Source organism: Streptacidiphilus sp. EB129 (assembly GCF_041262645.1).
Lineage (GTDB): Bacteria > Actinomycetota > Actinomycetes > Streptomycetales > Streptomycetaceae > Streptacidiphilus.
The window spans coordinates 100,814-120,515 of record NZ_JBGCCS010000004.1 but is presented as its reverse complement, the minus strand read 5'-3'; the positions used below and the strand labels follow the sequence as shown (position 1 = coordinate 120,515).

Here is a 19,702-nt window from a genome sequence, read left to right as displayed (position 1 = left end):
AACCAGCGCCTGCGCCCACCCATGATCGAACTCCCCTGATCTCCGCATACACCGAACAAGCCCCTACGAGGGGGCGTCACATCCCAGGCACAGCGCGTCCATGACGTGGACTCAGGCACGCTATTGATCCGTACCCGATCCGCGCAATAGCCTGCATCGGCGTACTGGCCTGCGCTTTCGGTAACGATCTAGGGGCAAAGGCACCTGTAGTGGACATGCCCGAACGGGTCCAGGTGCAGACGAATACGGACACAAGCCCCACGCCCCCCGACATGTCCCCCACATGATTTCGACACCAGAGTCACACATATCTCTTACCTATCGTGAGGTCTCGTTGAGAACCCCAAGTCCCCTGCGCCGCACTCGCGGCGTCCCACGGCGCATAGGCACGGTCGCCGCCCTGACCGCGCTCGTGCTCGGTGGCAGCGCCCTGCCCGCACTGGCCGACCCCATCCCGGCCGACGGACCTGTCATCGACGCCACCCCGGTTGCCGGACCGGACGGCCCTGCACCCACCAAGGGCTCCCCGACCCAACTGGCCCTGATCAAGGCGAAGGCCACGGGCACCAGTGTGCCGGTCCCCTCGCTGACCACCTCCACGTCGACCACTGTGGCCAACCCGGACGGCTCACTGTCCTCGCACACCGACCTGAAACCGGTGCGGCTCAACCGCGCGGGGACCTGGGTCCCTCTGGACGCAACCTTGGCTGTGCAGTCCGACGGCACCCTGGCCCCAGCCGCGACCACCAATCCGATCACGCTGTCCGGCGGCGGCACCGGCACCTTCGCCTCACTGACCGACCCAGCCGGTCACACCCTGGCCCTGACCCTGCCCTTCTCCCTGCCCACGCCCACCATCAGCGGCAACACCGCCCAATACGGATCGGTCCTGCCCGGAGTGGACCTGGTCGCCAAAGTCGATCCCCAGGGCGGTTTCAGCGAGGTCCTGGTCGTCCACTCCGCCCAGGCGGCAACCAACCCTGACCTGCAAAAGCTCGTGATCTCCACCCAGAGCGTCGGACTGACGCTCCACCAGGACGCTTCCGGGCTGACCGCGACCGCCCCCGACGGCTCGATCTCCTACACCGGCCCGGTCCCCCTGATGTGGGACTCCACCACCCCCGCCCCGGCCACCGCCCCGGCACCATCGACCACCGCCCCTCCCACCACCGCGGCTTCCGCAGGCACCGCGAGCAGGCTGAACTCCAAGCTCGCCACCACGTCCGCATCGGACTCAGCCTCTGCCACGCCCACGCCCACGGCAAGCGCCAGTGCCGCCTCGGACCCGGCGGGTGTCCCCGTCAACTCCTCCACCGACGCGCCCGGCAGCGCCGCGCAGGTCGCCCCGATCGCCGTGGCCACCTCCAGCAACGCGGTCACGCTGACACCCGACCAGAGCCTGCTCACCTCCGCCACCACCCAGTGGCCCGTCTACGTCGACCCGCCCCTGACGACGTTCCCCTCCGGCAACTACACCCAGACCTACTCCACCGGATCCTGCTCCACCTACCCGCAGTGGAACACCGGCCAGCCCTACGGCGGTGAGGGCGTGGGCTACATGCACTGGGACAGTACCTGCGGCTGGAGCAACGAACGCTCCTACTTCACGCTGAACACCAGCTCCCTGGCCTCCAGCATGGTGATCTTGGCTGCAAAGGTCCACTTCGACGAGCCCATGGCCGCCGCCTGCAACAGCACCGTCACCGAGTACTTCCAGACCACCGGCGCCATCACCCCGAGCACGGTAGCCAGCAACGCCCCCGCTGCGTCCTCGGGCTACGCCGCCCACAGCGCCCCCGCCACCAGCGGCGGAGGATCCAACTGCGCGGGCGGCAACGGCCTGGCCGTCGACGTGAAGGCGGACGTCCAGCAACTCGCCGGGAAGACCAGTTCCTGGACCTTCCGCCTGGTCGGCAACGAAACCCAGTCGACCAGCAACAACGACTTCGCCCGCTTCTCCTCCGCACCGACGATGGATGTCACCTACGACATCGCCCCCTATATCTACGGCAACCCCACCACCAACCCCAACAACTCCGCGAACCCCTACAACTGCGGCAACAACGGCGTCGAATGGCTCGGAGCCACCTCCGTCAGCGGCGGATCCAGCAACATCTACCTGCAGGCCAACGTACGCTCCAGCGTCAGCGGCACCAACGTACGCGGCGACTTCGACGTCTGGGACACCAACGCCAAGGACAGCGCAGGCCAACCGCTGGACATGGGGCACCCGACCTCCTCCTGGTTGGGCTCCGGTAACAACGCCAGCGTGAGGGTCGGCTTCCAGGTCCAGGACGGCCACTGGTACGGCTGGGGCGTCCAGGCGGATGACAACGTCCTCAAGTCGCCCTGGACCACCCTGTGCCACTTCGCCATCGACACCACGCAACCCACCAGCCCCACCATCGCCCCCAATCCGACCTTCCCCCCACTGGGAAGCCCCGCAGGCACCACACCAGCCGGGCCGGGCGTGACCACCAGCTTCACCGTCACCGCCACCGACCCCCAACCCTCCCAAGCCGGCTGCACCCTGCACACCTGCATCGCCAGCGGCATCAACCACTTCATTTACCAGATGGACGCCGTCCCCACCATCACCGCCTCAACCAGCAGTACCGGGGCACTGACCACCAACGCGGACGGCAGCGTCACCACCACCATCACCAACGTCGCGATCCCCAACTGGGGGCCGCACACCCTCTGGTTCAAGGCCGTCGACGCCGCCGGCAACCCCTCCGCGAACGCCACCGGCTACACCTTCAACGCCCCGTGGGACAAGAACGCACGTGTTACCCCCGGTGACATCAACGGCGACGCCCTGCCCGACCTGCTCTCCACCAGCAGCAGCGGCGACCTCACGATCATCCCCGGCGGCAGCCCGATCACCAGCACGCCCCTGAGTCTGTCCAAACCCAACCAGAGCCCCGACACCAGCCCCTGGACCAACTACCTCGTGGCGCATCGCGGCAGCTTCACCGGCCAGCGCTGGGACGACCTGTACGCCTTCCAGACCAAGACCAAGCAGTTGTACGCCTACAACAACGATCTCGACCCCGGCGGCACCGGCACAGTCGGCTTCACCAAGGTCTTCCACACCATCGCCAAACCCCCGGTATGCGAAACGGCTAGCACGAACACCGCACGCTGCACCGGGTTCGACGCCACGTCCTGGGGCGGAGTGACCCAGATGGTCGCCCCCGGCGCCGTCTACGGCAACTACGCCGACCTGATCACCGTCGAGAACGGCCGCCTGTGGCTCTACCGCGCCACCAGCGGCGGCGGACTGGCCTCCGCCCTGCTCCTGGGATCCGGCGACTGGTCCCACACCACACTGATCACCCCCGGCACCGTCGGCGGCATCCCCAGCCTGTGGGCCCGCGACAACACCACCGGAATCCTCTACAGCTACACACTGCCCCTGGCCCCCACCACCTCACTGCCACCACTGCTCCAGGCACCGGGCACCAGTGCAACCGGCACACAGACCGGCGCCCCCCTGGGCGCCACCATCTCCCCCACCACCTACCCGATCATCTCCTCACCCGGAGACGTGAACGGCCCCACCGGAAACACCCCCGACGGCAAACCCGACCTCTACATCACCAACACACAGGGCCAGGTCAGCGAGTATTTCGGCATCGAGAACCCCGGGACCGCCATCGACAACCAAGGACCCGACATCGCCGCCACACACCAGTGGAAGCTCGACGGCGGAACCATCACTCCCAACCCCACCAACGCCACCGACAGCATCACCACCAACCCCACACCCGCAACGCTGAGCAGCACCGGAACCAGCTGGCAGACCAACGACACAGACCTGAAGGCCGCTGACACCAGCTCCAGCGGAGCCGACATGGCCTTCGACGGCTCCACAGGCTACGCCTACACCGGCACCGCGGCCCTGAACACCACCCAGAGCTACACCGTGTCCGCCTGGGTGAAACTCGCGAAAGCCAACACCGTCGACGAATGGGCCGTGGGCCAGGGCACCAACAACCACCAGGCGTTCTACCTGGGCTACAACGCCTCAGGCAACACCTGGGCCTTCGTATCGACCACCACGGACACCGCCTCCACCAGCTACCCCGCAGCCCTGGACACGGCCAACGCCGCAGTGGCCGGCGCATGGACCCACCTGGTCGGCGTCTACGACGTCGACGGCACTATGGCCCTGTACGTCAACGGCACCCTGGTCGCCACCGCCGTCAACAACACCCCGTCCTTCGAACCCAACGGCCACCTCACCATCGGCGCCATCAGCCTGGCCACCGCAACACCCGCCCCCTACGGCGCGTTCAACGGCTCCATCGCCGACGTCCGCATCTACGACAAGGCATACGGACCCACAGCCACACTGCCCGCCAGCGCGAACACCGCCCTGGGCATCGTCGGCAGCGACACCACCGCCGCCTGGCAGCAAAACCAAGGCGTAACCAACCCGCCAACCCCCGGCCCGGACGCCGACACCTGGGCCCTGACCGGCCCCAGCCTCCCAGCCACCGACCAGAACAGCACCAACACCCTCAACGACCCCGGAGCCAACACCACCTTCGACACCACCGGTCCCCCCGCCAACAACAGCACCAGCTCAGCCATGTTCAACGGCACCACCGCATTCCTGACCAGCAGCACACCCGCCGTCAACACCCAGGGCAGCTTCAGCATCTCCCTGTGGGCCGATGACACCAGCGCCAGCACCACCAGCGCCCTCAACGACATCGCCTGCCAGGGCACCAGCCAGAACCAGAGCTTCTGCATCGGCAGCCACGGACCCGGAACACCCTGGTTCTTCCAGATGGCCTCCAGCAACGACACCACCGCCGGCCCCATCATCCTCAACACCGCCACCAACCCGGACAACAGCCCCACCTACGGCGACGACGGCAACTGGGACCACCTGGTCGCCACCTACGACGCACCCACCGCAACCATGACCCTCTACGTCAACGGACAACTCGCCGGAACCGCCACCAACACCACACCCCAATACGACCCCACCATGCCCCTGACCCTCGCCGCCTCCACCAACACCCCCACCGCCATCAGCAACCCCTTCACCGGCGACATCGGCGACCTCCACACCTACCCCTACGCCCTCCCCACCACCCAAGCAACCAGCCTGTTCTAACCCACCACCCCCAACACCAAAGCGGCGGCCCGGGACCATACCCCGGGCCGCCGTCCCTGCCCTGGGCCGTAGCTGTGCGGCACACGGGCAGGGCGCAGCCGAACCCCGCGCGGGCGAGATGGGCCCGCAGCACCGGTGTGGGCCCGACCCCACAGCCACACCAGCCGTCGCCAGCCCCGCCGCGCGGGCCGCCCACAGCGCTGGCCGACCTGTACCGTCTCGTGATCAACAACGGAGTCGAAGTGAAGTACACCCCAGTCATCGCGGTCCTGAGCGCAGTCCTCCTGGCCGGGTGCTCAGCTGCTGCCGGCAGCAAGCCAACTGGACCACTGTCTGCCACCTGGGACGCCAAACTCCAGGCCGTGCTGAACACCTCACCCGCAGTCGGCTGCGGCCCGAACCCTGAGTCCGCCGATTGCATCGCGTATATCGGAAGGATCATGGCCGACGCATCAGAACTGCGGAACGAGATCACGGCCGAAGGGCTCGCCTCCCGGTATACCAGCTCGATGGACGCCCTCGACCTCATGGTCACCAAGTGGGCCTACCTTCAGACGAACTGCCTCAAGACGCCCCTCGACCCGCTGACCAAGTTGTATTGCGACAAGGACGCGGGAAACATCGAAGTCGAGGCCAGCGAGGTCGGGGACACGTCCGAAGGCCTGCCATCGAGGCTGCAGCAGGACGAACAAGCAGCGAGCAACCCAACCAAGACCACCGACAGCGGGGCACAGCCATCCCCCTCCGCCACCACAAGTCCGGTGGCGTCACCCACCATTCCGTTCGTCCCCACACTCACCGGGGACGGGCCCCCAGCCCAGCAGCTTCGCGCCGCAGACATGGCCGCTGGCCATCCCGGGGATGCACCCGCCTACGACACCGCCTTCGCGACACTCTCCCACGACTGCACCGAGCAAGGCACACCACTCGCCAACGAAGTCCACGCCATCCTCGGCGAACTTCAGAGCAACAACATCAACGACCAAACGAACCTCACCATCATGCAGCACATGGCAGCACTGGTACCCGCCGGATCCCCCAAGCAGAGCTGCGCCTCCATCGGCGCCCTCTACTTGGCGCACCGCGAAACCGGATTCTGAGATACAGAAAGAGGCAGCAGGCAGTGAACGCGGCACCCTCCGGCGCCGGTCTCGCAGAAACTAGATCACGGCCGAGGGGCTCGCATCCCGGTAGACCGGCTCGATGAGCCGCCTCGACCTCTTCGTCACCAAATAGGTCGACTTCAGAAAATGTGCCTGGAGACACCCTTAACCCGCTACCCAAAGAGCCTTGCGGCCAAGACGCGCTCGCTTTCCGGGCCGACGCCATCGAACCCGGGGACGCCTCCGAAAACTTTGCCGCCGATGCTGCAGCAGGTCGAGCAAGCCGTGAAGAAGAGATCTGCGATCACGGGGATCGAAGACCGTGCGATGCTGTCGCCCGGTTCGGACACGGCTCTGAGTCGATCACCGCCACCGGGCGTCAGCGCCTTCCCTCGCTGATCGACTCATAGAGTGCGCAGGCCAGCTGAGTCGGGCGACAGGTCGCGCAGGTGGGACAGACGACCGCGCTCAGAGCGCTCGGGCGACGGGTTTCCCTCCTGCCGACTCGCGCTCCACGGCCTTGATATGACTCCGTGCCAGCCACAGCGGGATCGCGCCGAGGACGCCGAAGGACATGTCGATCGGCAGCCACCACAGGGGCAGACCGCGAAGTGGCCCGCAGACCAGTGCGAGCGGGATGATGCCAGCACAGGCGACGAGCCCGAAGTCCAGCACCCAGATATTGCGGACCGGATCGCGCAGCGGTCCGACGAACGCGACGGCGATGGTCAGATGGGCGAAGGCAAGCCAGTCGGTCCCGTAGGCCAGGAACGGGTACGCAGCCGAGGTGGCCTTGAGGCCCTGATGCACGTGCTGTATCCAGGCCACGGCCGACGGCAGGTGACCGGCCAGCCCGGCCAACGGCGACTGCCGGTCCGTAGCCCACCACACCAGCCAGCCCGACTCGGTCATCAGCGGAAAGGCCGTGATACCGGCGAGCACCAGGCCGACCATGAACAGCACGATCCAGACCCTCGCGCGGCGAAGCCGCTCCCCTTCAGTCATGGACACCATCATGCTCCCACTTTTGAACATGTTCAACTTTGGGGCCTCAGTCCGCCAGGAATCGGTCCACGAGCCGCTCGATCGCGTCCGGGGTCAGGTTCGCCGTGATGTCGATCAAGGCGTCTCCCCGCTGTATGCGGATATGCGTGGGGACCGGCTGCGCGCGGGCCCACGTCCACACGCTGGTGATCAACGCTAGATCGAGCGAAGCGCCGGAGAAGGTGACCTCGAGCCACATCGCGACGTCGCCCCCGCCACGCTCCTCGATCACAGGCCGCTTCGTCACCCGTGCGCCCACCAGCGCAGAATCCCGCTCAAACCAGCTCCGGAGGGAGTGGAGATCCACTCCGTTCCTCGCGTGCACCTCGAAGGTCGCCATGCATCCACGCTAGGCCGGGACACACCTCAACGCCTGCCCACCAGACTCCGTCACAACGAGTCGCGGCGGTCCCAGACGGTCTCCAGACGGTGATTCGGCCCCTGAACACCGGTCCTGCGCAACTTGCAGAAGGTCGTGTCGTTGTCCTCGGCGAACGCAAGCTGCGGCGGCTGGCCCTCGGCCCGATCGTTCGTGCCGATCCGGATCCGGATCACTTCTGCGTCAGTTTCGCGGCGAAGCGGTGAGCGAGGGTGTGCACGTCGCCTGGCCAGCGGGCGGACAGGTAGTCGGCGTCCTCGACGACGAAGGCCGGGCGCTCGTCGGCCGGGGTGTCGCGCAGGCCGGACGTCTTGCGGAAGGCTCCGGGCGAGCCGGGCGCGACATCCAGGAAGTCCTCGGGGCGGGCCAGGTTGCGGGTGACCTCCTGCTGGACGGACATGTATCCCTTGGGCCGGCCCGGTTGCTCCAGATAGGTCCGGTAGTAGTCACGGTCCCAGTAGCGGGTACGGCGGGCGATCTGCCAGGCGAGGTTCTCCTGACGCCAGGTCAGTGCCGTGGTGCGGCGGCCGTACAGGACCGACCGGCCGGTCTCCGGGTCGATGCTGCGGGCGGCAAGCAGCACCCCGTGGCAGATCGCGGCGACCGGCAGGCCCCGGCGGAAGGCCTCGACGACCAGGGCCTGAAGTGTCTCGCTCTCCAGGTAACGGCGCATGCCCCGGGCGCGGTGCCCGCCGGGCAGGTAGAGGCCGTCGACGTCGGCGAGCGAGGCCTCGTCCCAGGCGACCGGGTGGCGGAACTCCTCCGCACGGAGCATCTGCGTGTATGCGGTGCGGGCGCGGGCATCAGCCCGCAACAACCGGCCGACCCCCAACACACGACGCAAACCAGGAACACGGCCCCACGGGTCGAGGCCTCGACCCGTCAGCATCACTTCGTCACCGGTGGCGAGCTCGCCTTCGGGAGTCGCGAAGACGACCCGGTGTCCGGAGAGAGTGAGCACCTGCCAGCCGACCGCCACCTCGGACGGGTCGAAGTCCTGGGCCGGAATCGGCATCAGCACGGTCGCCAAACGGACCACCTCCTTCAATGCACGGGAGCTTAGTAGTAGGGAGGCGTGGGCCCGCTCCTCCAAGGAGTCGGCTACCCCCAGTACCCAGCGTGCACTGCGGCAGCTTCATCGTGGAGGTACGGCCCCGACACCTCCACGGTATTGCCGCCGGCCGCGAAGACCTGGCGGCACGGCAGATCGAGCAGCGGCTCCCCGGGGTCGACTGCTGCCAGGAGGTTCAGCTCAGTCGCCGCGAGCGCGTAGACCATTCGCCGGATGCCGCTCCAGTAGATCGCGCCAGAGCACATCGCGCACGGCTCGGTACTGGTGTACAGCGTGGCCTCGGCGAGCTGACTTGACGTCAGCGTGCGTGAGGCCAGGCGCACCAGATTGGTCTCCGCATGACCGGTGGCATCGCGGTCCGTCACCACGGTGTTCTCTGCCGTGAGCAGGACACTCCCCGTCGAGTCGGTCAGCAGCGCGCCGAACGGATGGTTGCCGTGTTTGCGTGCGCGGGCCGCGAGCTCGATGGCCGCGAGCAGGTGGGCGCGGTCCTGATCGTTCATGACGTGCTCCTCGGTGTTGAACCCCAGCCTCGCACGACTCGTGCGTTGCAAGGGCCGTCAGGCCATCCACGTCGTTCGCCGGGCATGTGCTACGTCCTACTAATAGTCCTGCGGGGAGGTGTGGGACCAGGCCGTGCCGTCGTAGAAGTATCCAGGGTCGCCCTGGAGGCCGACGGTGCGGAACGGCCGACCGTGGTCGTCCACCAGGAGCTTGCCTTGGCGGCTGCCGCTGCTCCAGACCAGCTCCAGGTACCAGCTGACATCCTGGCCGACGGTGCTCGCGTCCACGTCGAGGACCTGCGGGTCGGTGGTGGAGACCTCGTAGGGGAAGTTGGACAGCGTGGCCGTCTCGCCGCTGCCCACGTACCCCGCGTTCGGGGTGGTGCGGGGCACGGTCGCGTCGAGGTCCACCGCGAACGACGCCGGGTCGAGTCCGCCGCCGCAGCCGGAGCCGGGGGTGTAGGCGATGCCCTTCGGCGCCGGCTTGCTGCTGACGACGTGGACGTACAGGGCGTGCAGCACGACCGACTGGCCGGTCAGCCCCTGCGCGGTCAGTTGCAACCGCAGATGCCCGGCCGGAATCCCGCCGAGCGCCGAGGCCCACGCGCCCGTCTGCTCCAGCGACTGCGGAGGGTGGGGGACCTTGCCGGGCTGCTGCGCCATCAGGAACCACTGCCCGCACTGCGTGTCCCAGTTGTCAGCGAGCACGTTGACCTGGACCGGCGGCGGTGCGCTGTCGGCGTCGACGCCGCCCGGGGTCGTCGACGCGGCAGAGGACGCGGTGCCGGACGGAGTGCCGGACGGGGTGGCGATCGAGGAGCCGGAGGGCGAGGCCGAGGGGGACGTGACCGGGAGCGACGGCGTGGCCGTCCCGACGGCGCCGGGAGCGCTGCGGCCCGGGGCAGGGGAGGAGGCGCCGACGTCCTGAGTGCCGCCCCCGCCGCGCAGCGCCAGCGGCAGCGTGGCGACGGCGGCGATCGCGGCTACCGCCCCGAGGACGAGCGCGGCCCGCCGCGGCCGTCCCGGGCGTGGGGCCATCGAGGTGGGCGGGAGTTCCCGGACGTCCCCGATCTCGGCCGGGGCAGCGGGATCGGCCTGCGGCTCGGCTTTCGCCGCGTCCTCAGCCGCCGCCTCGACTGCCGCTCCGGCCACCGGCGTGGTCACGGCTTCGGCCGTGCGGTCCGGCGTGCGGCGCTCGGCGTCGGCCAGGAGCCAGCGCCGGTGCAGCGTCACGAGTTCGTCCGGCGTCGCGCCGCACAGCCGGGCCAGGCGCTCGACGGGGGCGTACTCGGTGGGGACCGCCGCGCCGTTGCAGTAGCGATGCAGGGTGGAGGTGCTGACATGCAGTCGGGAGGCGAGCTGGCCGTAGCTGCGACCCGAACGCTCCTTCAGTTCGCGCAGCAGCGCCGCGAAAACCTCGATGTGCGTGACCATTCCACTCTCCCCCTCGTCCCGGACCGGCGTTCCAGGCAGAGCCATCTTCGCAGCTCAGAGCGGCAGGAACGTTCCAGCGTCCCCAACTGTCACGAGACTGTGGCATCCGGGACGGGACGTGGGCCACGGTTGCGGCATCCGCAGTCGATCACAGCGAAAGGCCGACCACCATGAACGCGAAGTCCCTCAAGTCCGCCCTCTCGTCCGCCGTCGTCCTCGCCCTCGGCGCCCTGGCGCTCACCGCCTGCCAGCCGGGCACGACCGGAACGGCGGCGGGCTCCTCGCTGTCCTCCGCTCCGTCGAGCCCCACGTCCGGTGCGTCCGGCGCGACCGGCGCGACCGGCGCGACCGGCGCCGCGCCGATCTCCGCTCCGTCCGCGTCCGCCCCGAGCCACGGCGGCGGAACCGGCGGCACCGGTTCGGGCGGCAACGGGACCGGCGGCAACGGTTCTGGTGGCAACGCGACCAGCGACAGCTACGCCTACAAGCACCCCTGCTCGCCGCAGCAGTTGTCGGTGCATGTCACCCGCCGCTCCGCTGCGCCGTCCCAGCGGGTGATCGCGGTCCGCAACACCGGGGCGCTCTCCTGCGGCCTCAGCTACTTCCCGCTGGTCTTCCTGGACAACGCGCACGCCGCGAACGGCAGCCAGGCCGTCAAGCCGCTCATCCCGAGCGGGCTCGGCGGCGCGCCCGCCTACCCGGTCTACGCCGGACAGACGGCCTACGCGGTCATCGACCTCGACCCGAGCGGCGCGACCACCGGCACCGTCGCCGGCGTCGACGAGCTGAACGTCCTGTCCGACGGGGACCACATGCCGAACGCGGCCACGCTGAACTTCCCCCTCGGCGACGGCGCGCTGGTGCTGAAGCCGAAGCTGGGCCTCTACAGCGGCAACGTCGCGGACGCCGTCGGCTCGATGCAGTCCGCGGACACCCAGTCCTGATCGGTGCCCGCTGAGCTGCGGTTTCAGATGGCTCGGGCGTGCCGGGGTGTGGCCTGTTTCGGCGCCCGCGGGTAGAGGCATTCCGGCTCCTGCAATGCAGGTGCACCACGACGTCAATAGCGCCATGGACGAACGCGACGGTCCTGTCCGATGCATGCGATCGGACAGGACCGTCTCATGCATTCACAGGCTCGTGTGAGAGCGGCCGACAGGGGGCGCGCTCGCTGCCCGGGGGAGAGACTCGAGCGGAGCTGTGGCTGCTGGACCTGCGACGGCGGGCGATGAGGACGGCGCCGGCGCCCAACGCCAAGGCCGCCGCACCACCGCCGGCGATGGGCAGCGCGCTGCTGCCGCCGCCGGTCTTCGCGCGCGTGCCAGTGCCGCTGGTCGGCGAGGCCGAGCCGGTTGATGACACTGCCCTCGTTGGTCAGGGCCACCGTGCCCCGGTCGTTCGCGATCTTCTTGTCGATGCGTACCGAGAAGGTGAACAGGTGCTGAGCACCCGGCGCCTCCCAGTACGGGATGCCGCAGTCGTAGACGCCGGGACGGGTTGTGCCGTCCATGGTGTCGGGGATGCAGTTGCCGGGCAGCTTGGTCACGGTCGTCCCGTCGGGCATGGTCACGGTGACGCCGCCGATGCTCTCTCCGCCGCTGCGGTCGACGAGCGCGTCGTCGTGCCCTAGCCCGGCGCGGTGGCCTGGAAGTTCAGACTTCCGTGCGCACCGTTCTGCGCCCTGGGGTCGACCTTCAACCCAATGGCAACCGCGGCACTCGAGTTGTTGTCGATCGGCTGGACCTTCACCGTGCACGTGGCGCTGGTGCCCTGATGGGTGCAGTTGGACGGCCACACGACGTCCGCAACGCCCAGGGATGCCCGGCGCTGTCATCCCGTCGCTTCAAGCGCCGTAAAGGGACACGAACGAACACGGAGTGCTAAAACGCTGGCAACTGACGCCCGATAGTTACTCGGGTGGGCCGGGGCCCGGGTGGAGTTTCCTCGAGATTCCCCGACGCGTTGAGGACCTCGCCCCGTCGACGAGCCACAACTGCCGTACGCCCAGCGGGTTCCGGTCACGCTTCCGGTACGTCGAATTCATTTCCGCGACCAAGTTCAGCAGGTTCCGGTGTTACGCAGCGTACGGACCTCGCCGACGCCTGCGCGGCGCTAAAGTCCGGGAAACAACGGGGCCCCGGCAGGCCGTCGAAACCTGTACGCCGGGGCGCCCGCTCATCAAAGACCAAGGACGGACTATGCCTCCTGATCAGGCTGTCTGCCGTCGGTGCCCGTGGACACCGGTGAGCCTCAGCAAGGACGACCGTAGCATCCATATGCCGAGAGTCACCGCCCACTCACGTTCGGTTGACACGGCGGTCACGGTGTCCACCCGCGGCATCGTACGGAAACCGTCACTACGGGTGACGCCGCGCCGGCCCGTCGGCCGGGGCGGCACAGCGCCGGCGGCGGACCACCTCGGGGCTGCGGGCAGGGCGAGCCGCGCAGGCTACGGGCCTGCCTCGGCGGGGTCCGCCCATCCGGCCCCATCGGGCAGGCCGTTCAGCTCCCGGCGGCAGCAGGGGGTACCCGGGCGCCATATGACCAGCCGTCACCGGATTTCGTCTGCCGGTGGGTGCAAAGCTTGGGCGGCCACGGACCGAAAGTCGTCCCCGTCGGCTCGACGCACCAGGGACGCGGCGATATGACCGTGGCCTCCGCGAACTGCGCGTACTGCGGGAAGGCATTCGAACGCACGAATCCGCGTGGCCGACCGCGCCAGTTCTGCGCGGCGGACTGCAAAGCAGCCGCCCGGCGCACCAGGCAGAAACCCGCCCCGACGAAGATCCGCAGCGGACTGTTCGCCGACTACCGTCACGACTACATGATCAGCCGATTGATCACGGACATCACCAACCGATTCCACCGGCTCCACGAGGGCACCACCAGTACCTGGGCCAACAGGTCCGCCCAGGAACACAGCGCCGCCCTCCAGGAGATCGCCAAGCTCCGGACAGACCTGGACGACCTGGTCCTGGTCATGGTGCGTCAGGCCCGAAACAACGGCCTGACCTGGGACCTGGTCGCCCGGGACCTGGAGATGAGCGCCAACACCGCCCGCAAGGCCTTCTCCCCCGAGCGCACAGTACGGATGCTGGCCCGGCGGGCCCAGCGCGCGCCCCGGCCCGCCCATGCACCGCAGCTCCCCCCGGCCGGCGCACAACTGACCCCCGCCCAGGTACACCACTCCCCCGCCGAACCACGCGAGCAGCTGCGCAGCGCGCTGGCCCACCTGCAGCGCAGCTGCGGCAAGACGGTACGCGACATCGCCGCTGACAGCGGTGTCTCGCCGTCGTACGTCTCGCGGCTGCTGTCGGGTACGCGGCTGCCGACCTGGGCACTGACCGAGAAGGTCTGCGTGGCCTGCGACGGGGACCCGGACCACCTGCGCCCGCTGTGGGAGGCCGCTCGCGGTGTCCGGCCGCGCCTGCTGAGCCGGCGGGCGGCCGCAAGCGAGCTCTACGCCTCCGTCAACGGCCTGTACCTGGCGGCCTCCTGCCCTTCCCCGGCCACTCTGTGCTCCGCCTCGGCACCGGACGCCGACGCCGACGAGGTCGCAGCCTTCCTGGCCGGTGAACGCGTCCCCGACTGGCCGGTGGTGGAGCACGTCGTGCAGGCGCTGCGAGGACGGCCCGAGGACGTGCGCTTCCTGTGGCAGGGCACCCGTGCGCCCTTCGGTGCCGACCATGTGCCTGCGGGCCTCCCGTCCCCCTGCACCGGGGAGCAATCATGACGCGTCGTCACTGGATCGGGCGTCGGCCCAACGGCCCCCCGGCGCATCGGGTCCGTTCACTGCCCTCGGCAGTAACGAATGTGATGCCCGGTCAGCATGGATCGCCCTGGACCAGGGCCACCTGACTCCCACAGGCGCGCGGCCCCACCGCAGCAAGCCGCGGGCAAGGGCCTCCTCCTGTTCCTCCCACCCCGACCCGGGATCGCCGGCCTCCGCTCCTGGCCTGTGGTCCGCACAGGAACTGAACGCCGCCATGAAGAAGACCACACTCTTCTGCAGCTTCTGCGGGAGACAGTTCAGCCACCAGAAGCGGGGCCGCAAACCCGACTACTGCGCCAAGCGGTGCCAGTACCGGGCGGCTTCGATACGCCGGGCCCGCCGCAAGAGCGAGGCGCGCCCCGACCTCTACGACGAGGAGGCCAAGGCGATCGTCCAGCAGCACCTGGACCTCAGCCGGCAGGTCCAGTCCTTCATCGACCACCCCCGGCCCGTGGACGGCGCCAAAACGCTGCTGCGGAAGATCGCCGCGCTGCATCAGAACCTGGACGACCTGGACACCGTCCTGGTCCAGCAACTGCGCGACCGCGGCACCTCGTGGGCCACCATCGGCCAGGGATACGGGATAAGCGCGGCCAAGGCGCAGCGGCGCTGGGGCACCGACACCCACGAGACTGCGTCCGCACCCGACAACCCCACCACCGCGCTGCCCGGGGGAGCATGGGGGCGCCTGGTCGAGAAACTGGACCGGCAACGGCAGGTGGCCGGGAAGACGGTCGCGGAGCTGGACGGCGACACGCGGATCGACCCCGCCCACATCGAAGCGGTTCTGGCCGGCCGGTCCATACCGAGTTGGCCGGTGGCCGAGAAGATCTACGAAGCGTGCGGGGGCAACATCCGTCGGCTGGAACCATTCTGGCAGGCCGTCAAGCGCGAGGCCGCCCAGCCCCAGCAGCAGCTCTTCCCCAGCCAGACCCTGCAGGCCGACGTCGTGCCCACGCCGCACGAGCCGCCCTCTGCCCACGACCCGGCGAGCCCCGGGGACAGACCGCTCCCGCCGCACACGTGACGCGTGCGCAGCGACAGCCAGGCCGAGGCCGGCCCGGCCTCCCCGAGCCGGATCCCATCCGCAGCAACCAGCAGGAGCGCTCCATGAAGGACCCCCAGGACCCCGTCACCGAAGAGAAGCCGCAGCCGATCACCCCTCAGGAGCGGGCCGAGCGCCGCGCCAACCGGATCAGGATCGGCAGCACCGCAGTCGAGCTCCTCCGGCTGGGCTGGGAGATCTTCACTCACAAGTGGTGACGCCACCGGCCGGGGCCAGGTCCGGTGGCCGGGCCCTCGGCCGGTACGCGGGCCAGCAGCCGGCGCTCCGTGGAGGCGCGTGGATCCGTGTCGCGCGGGCGAAACGGGCGTGGCAGGAGGCCATTCGGGCATCCGGATACCGTCCACGAAGACGATCTACGGGTGGTGAACTGCGGTTCCGGCCCTGGCGAAACGGGCAAATACCGGGCTTGTTTCGGCAGCTGACGGAGGGCTCCGTGGGCACCCTGGCGCCGGTATAAATCTCTCACGGGCAGACTCGGGCTTCGGATGCCCGAACGGGCGGAGCGATGTCCGGAGCCGACCACTGAGCCATCGACAGGACCCTTACGACCAGTGACGATCCGGGACGTTACCGCGATGTGCGCGGAGGAGAAGCAGCACCGGGTCCTTCGCCGACGCCGCTCGGAGCACTGCTTCCTGGAGAGGACGGACGCGCATGGAGAACGGTCGTCTGAGGATCGAGACCCTCGGACCACTCCGCGTGTTTGCCGGAGGGCGGGAGCTTGCCGTCGGCCCTCCGAAGCAACGCGCGGCGTTCGCCGTTCTCGCGCTGAGTACCAACAGCATCGTTGCGCGCGACGATCTGATCGACCACCTCTGGGGCTCCTCCCCGCCGGCCACCGCGGCCGGTAGCGTCCACACCTACCTGTCCGGCCTGCGCCGAGCCCTGGTCGGTCTGGGGGAGCCGCTGATCAGCTCCGGGGCGGGCTACGCACTCAGGCTCGACCCGGAGCGGGTCGATGTCGGAGTGGTCGAGCGGCTGGCGGCACAGGCTCGGGCCTGTCGGGCCCGGCAGGACCCCGCCTCCGCGGTGACCGCCTTCGACGAGGCACTGGCCTGCTGGCGCCCTGGCTCCGTACTCGGCGGCCTGCCGGGACCGTTCGTCGTCCAGCACCGTGCGTGGGCGGCGGATCTCCGGATCCGGCTGCTGACGGAGCGCGCCGAGCTGCTCCTGGAGCTCAGTCAACCGGACCGGGTTGCCGACGAGTTGAGGGCTCATGTACCGGCGAACCCCTACGACGAGCGGCTGCGCGCGTTGCTGATGACAGCACTCCGCCGGAGCGGCCGGACCGCCGATGCGCTCGCGCAGTTCCAGGACCTGCGGAGGCTGCTCGCCGAAGATCTCGGGATCGACCCGTCGGCCGAGGTGCAGGCCCTGAACTCATCGATCCTGGCGGAGAACGCGAGGACGCGCACCGCACCGCTCCGGCCGTCGAACCGGCCTTCAAACCAGCCCTCGAACCAGTCCTCGAACCGGGCAACGGCCACCGCGCCGGTCCGGCCAGCGCAACTGCCCTGGGGTGTGGGTGACTTCGTCGGTCGCGGTGCCTCGGTCCAGCAGATCCTGGACGCGGCGCGTACCGGATCGGCCGGCAGCGCCGGCGGCGGGCCCGCATCCCCGCAGATCATGATGATCGTCGGGGTGGGCGGAGTCGGCAAGACCGCGCTGGCCGTGCACTGCGCGCACCTGCTGGCCGACGCCTACCCCGACGGCCAGCTGTATCTGAACCTTCGTGGCTTCGACCCCAGGCGCCCGGCGCGCTCCCCCGTGGACGCCCTGCACCACCTGCTCGGCTCCATGAGCGTGGGGACGATCCCGGCGGAACACGAGCAGCGGGTCTCACTCTGGCGCAGCATCGTGCGCGACAAGCGCCTGCTCATCGTGCTGGACAACGCCGAGTCCGCTGACCGGGTCGAGGACCTGTTGCCGGGCGGCGGTTCCTCCTTCGTGGTCGTGACCAGCCGCAACCGGCTCAGTGCCCTCGCCGTGCGGTACTCGGCCCGCCGGGTGACCCTGTCCCCGCTCACCGCCGCCGAGTCGCTGGACCTGCTCGCCTCCTCGATCGGAACCGCCCAGGTCGGTACCGAGCTGCCGGCGGCGCGGCGCCTCGCCGAGCTCTGCGACCACCTGCCGCTGGCGCTGCGGATCGCCTCGGAGCAGGTGCCCGCGGGGTCCCCGTCGCGGATCGCCGACCTGGTCGCCGACCTGCAGGACGAGCGGCATCGGCTCGACGGGCTGCAGATCCCGGACGACGAACTGTATTCGCTGCGTGGAGTGCTTTCCTGCTCCTATTCCAGGCTCGACACACCAGCGGCCCATGCCTTCCGCGCCCTGGGGCAGTTCCCGGGGGTCGGCATCCGTACGGAGGCCGCTGCCGCACTGCTGGACGTCCCGCTTGCGGCGGCGGCCGCCGCGCTGCGGAGCCTGGCCGCCCAGCACCTGGTGGAGATGACCGCCGGCGGCTACCGCATGCATGACCTGACCCGCATCTTCGCCGAGGAGGTGGCCCGCGACGGCGAGACGGCCGCGTCATCTCCGTACGCACTCCAGCGGGTGCTCGGATGGTATGTGCGCACCCTGACGCCGGAGGACGGACCGACCACGGCCGAGCTCCCCTTCACCCGCGACGCCGGGACACCGCACGAGCCGCTGCGCTTCCACGATCAGAGCGAGCTCGTGGCCTGGTGCGCACAGGAGTGGGACACCATCGCACCGCTGGTGCGCACCGCACAGCGGATCGGCTGCCACGATCAGGCCTGGAAGTTGACCTACCTGCTCTTCGATTACTTCTACGCGGCCGGGCAGGCCCGGGACTGGGTCGAGATGCTGCGGATCGGGCTGCGCAGCGCCGAACTGATCGGGGACCGGCGGGCCCAGGCGGTCCTGCTCAGTCATCTCAGCATCGCCTACTCCCGGACGGGGGACACCGGCGCCGCGGTGGACCGCCTTCACCGCGGCCTGCGGCTGCTCGATGATCCCGGCGACGACGCGCTGCGCGCCGGCCTTCTCGGCAATCTGGCGTCCACGCTCCGGAAGGCCAAGGACTACGCGGCCGCTCTGCCCTCCGCCAGAGAAGCCCTGGACCTGGCCCGCCGCAGCGGGATGGCGTACTACCAGGCGGGATGCCTGGACGTGCTCTGTGAACTGCACACCGAGCTGGGCGAGTTCGACGAGGCGCTGCGGTACGGGAGACCCGGCCTCACCGGGGCCCGGGGCTGCCGGAACGTGCTGCTCGAAGCCAATCTCCTGATCAACCTGGGCGTGGCGGAGTTCGGGCTCGGCCGCGCCGGGACGGCACTGCGGTACTTCCGGGACGCGCTGTCACTGAGCGAATCCAGCGGCGACCACTACCACGAGGCCCTGGCCCTGTTCGGGCTCGCCAAGGTGCACGGGGCGGACTCGGCCGGGCCGCCGGCCCGTGACCTGGCGACCCGGGCGCTGCTGCGGTTGAGGGATCTGGGCGCCGAGGAGGTCACCGAGGTCAGGGAGTTCCTCCGGGCTCTGGATGCCCCGCTCTGGCCAGTGCCGGCGGAGGATTCAGTGCTCCGTGCCGGGTAGCGCCGTGCCGGGTGGCGCCGTGCTGAATGGCGTCGCGTCGGGGGGCACCGTCCCGCTGCTGACGTTGCCAGATCAGCACCGCCTCGACCCGGCTGCCTGCGCCCAGCGTCCTGAAGATCCGATTGATGTGGTTCTTCACGGTCTTCTCGCTGACCTGCAGCCGGGCGGCGATCTCGGTGTTGCGCACGCCGCGTGACACCAGGGCCATCACCTCGTGCTGACGCTGCGACAGGGTGACCACCGGACCGTGCGCGGGGACGTCGGGGTCCGGCACCGGAGCCGGGTGCGGCAGACCGGCCGGGACCGGATGCTCGGCCCTCGGCCGGTCACCGGCGTCGACCACGCTCAGCCGGTACTCCGCGCACAGACGACGGGAGGCCGGGGCGCCCACCCGGGAGGCGGGGCCGACCAGCCGGAGCGGCACCGTCCCCTCCGCGGACCGGTCCGCGGAGGTCGCGGCCGCCGGCCTGACGGTGACCTCGACGTAGGGCATGCGGACGATCTCCACGTCCAGGTTCTTACTGGCGAACACCTGCCGGATCTGGGCCAGGATGTCCGGGCTGGTGATGGCGATCCGCACCCGGCCGGAGCCGGCGCCGATCGTCCTGGACATGGGGACGAGTGTCATGCTCCGAGCATGGCG

General features: G+C 69.4%; 15 protein-coding genes. 7 read left to right on the top strand and 8 right to left on the bottom strand.

Translation table 11 applies throughout. The features are described 5' to 3' along the window. Positions 1–334 precede the first annotated feature (334 nt). Both ABH925_RS06815 and ABH925_RS06810 read left to right on the top strand, forming a co-directional pair. A complete protein-coding gene (locus ABH925_RS06815; RefSeq protein WP_370146115.1) occupies positions 335–5,131 on the top strand; it encodes a LamG-like jellyroll fold domain-containing protein in 4,797 nt (1,598 codons plus the stop codon). A gap of 242 nt (positions 5,132–5,373) precedes the next feature. After that, a complete protein-coding gene (locus ABH925_RS06810; protein ID WP_370146114.1) occupies positions 5,374–6,231 on the top strand; it encodes a hypothetical protein in 858 nt (285 codons plus the stop codon). A 471-nt stretch (positions 6,232–6,702) separates the two neighbouring features. Here the strand turns inward: ABH925_RS06810 and ABH925_RS06805 are convergent, their stop codons facing one another. From ABH925_RS06805 to ABH925_RS06780, 6 genes are all read right to left on the bottom strand, one after another. Next, positions 6,703–7,239 (bottom strand): hypothetical protein, encoded by a 537-nt coding sequence (locus ABH925_RS06805; RefSeq protein WP_370146111.1) that lies wholly within the window; start codon positions 7,237–7,239, stop codon positions 6,703–6,705. A gap of 46 nt (positions 7,240–7,285) precedes the next feature. Continuing rightward, positions 7,286–7,618: a hypothetical protein gene (locus tag ABH925_RS06800; RefSeq protein ID WP_370146110.1), complete on the bottom strand. Its 333-nt coding sequence runs from the start codon at positions 7,616–7,618 to the stop codon at positions 7,286–7,288. A 50-nt stretch (positions 7,619–7,668) separates the two neighbouring features. Next, positions 7,669–7,833 (bottom strand): hypothetical protein, encoded by a 165-nt coding sequence (locus ABH925_RS06795; RefSeq protein WP_370146109.1) that lies wholly within the window; start codon positions 7,831–7,833, stop codon positions 7,669–7,671. Then, complete coding sequence (locus ABH925_RS06790) at positions 7,830–8,678, bottom strand: type 1 glutamine amidotransferase domain-containing protein (protein WP_370146367.1); 849 nt, start codon at positions 8,676–8,678, stop codon at positions 7,830–7,832. The genes ABH925_RS06795 and ABH925_RS06790 overlap by 4 nt, the downstream gene beginning before the upstream one ends. A gap of 80 nt (positions 8,679–8,758) precedes the next feature. Further along, the gene (locus ABH925_RS06785) at positions 8,759–9,232 is read right to left on the bottom strand and encodes a nucleoside deaminase (protein ID WP_370146108.1); all 474 of its coding nucleotides are present in this window, start codon (positions 9,230–9,232) and stop codon (positions 8,759–8,761) included. 99 nt (positions 9,233–9,331) lie between these two features. Next, on the bottom strand, positions 9,332–10,666 hold the full coding sequence (locus tag ABH925_RS06780; protein WP_370146107.1) for a helix-turn-helix domain-containing protein: 1,335 nt from the start codon (positions 10,664–10,666) through the stop codon (positions 9,332–9,334). 170 nt (positions 10,667–10,836) lie between these two features. On the opposite strand from ABH925_RS06780, the gene ABH925_RS06775 reads away from it, so the two are divergent. Continuing rightward, complete coding sequence (locus tag ABH925_RS06775) at positions 10,837–11,610, top strand: DUF4232 domain-containing protein (protein WP_370146106.1); 774 nt, start codon at positions 10,837–10,839, stop codon at positions 11,608–11,610. Between the two features lie 113 nt (positions 11,611–11,723). Here the strand turns inward: ABH925_RS06775 and ABH925_RS06770 are convergent, their stop codons facing one another. Further along, on the bottom strand, positions 11,724–12,233 hold the full coding sequence (locus ABH925_RS06770; protein ID WP_370146105.1) for a hypothetical protein: 510 nt from the start codon (positions 12,231–12,233) through the stop codon (positions 11,724–11,726). A gap of 1,074 nt (positions 12,234–13,307) precedes the next feature. Here ABH925_RS06770 and ABH925_RS06765 point away from each other — a divergent pair. The 4 genes from ABH925_RS06765 (at position 13,308) to ABH925_RS06750 (ending at position 19,059) form a co-directional block, all read left to right on the top strand. Then, entirely contained in the window at positions 13,308–14,396 is a 1,089-nt protein-coding gene (locus ABH925_RS06765) for a helix-turn-helix domain-containing protein (protein ID WP_370146104.1), read from the top strand. Positions 14,397–14,649: 253 nt separating this feature from the next. Then, positions 14,650–15,462, top strand: a complete 813-nt coding sequence (locus ABH925_RS06760) for a helix-turn-helix domain-containing protein (RefSeq protein WP_370146103.1) — start codon at positions 14,650–14,652, stop codon at positions 15,460–15,462. An 83-nt stretch (positions 15,463–15,545) separates the two neighbouring features. Continuing rightward, the gene (locus ABH925_RS06755; RefSeq protein ID WP_370146102.1) at positions 15,546–15,698 is read left to right on the top strand and encodes a hypothetical protein; all 153 of its coding nucleotides are present in this window, start codon (positions 15,546–15,548) and stop codon (positions 15,696–15,698) included. Positions 15,699–16,155: 457 nt separating this feature from the next. Continuing rightward, positions 16,156–19,059, top strand: coding sequence for a BTAD domain-containing putative transcriptional regulator (locus tag ABH925_RS06750; protein WP_370146101.1), 2,904 nt, complete (start codon positions 16,156–16,158; stop codon positions 19,057–19,059). Here ABH925_RS06750 and ABH925_RS06745 read toward each other — a convergent pair. Further along, entirely contained in the window at positions 18,983–19,687 is a 705-nt protein-coding gene (locus ABH925_RS06745) for a response regulator transcription factor (RefSeq protein WP_370146099.1), read from the bottom strand. The genes ABH925_RS06750 and ABH925_RS06745 overlap by 77 nt on opposite strands. Positions 19,688–19,702 lie beyond the last annotated feature (15 nt).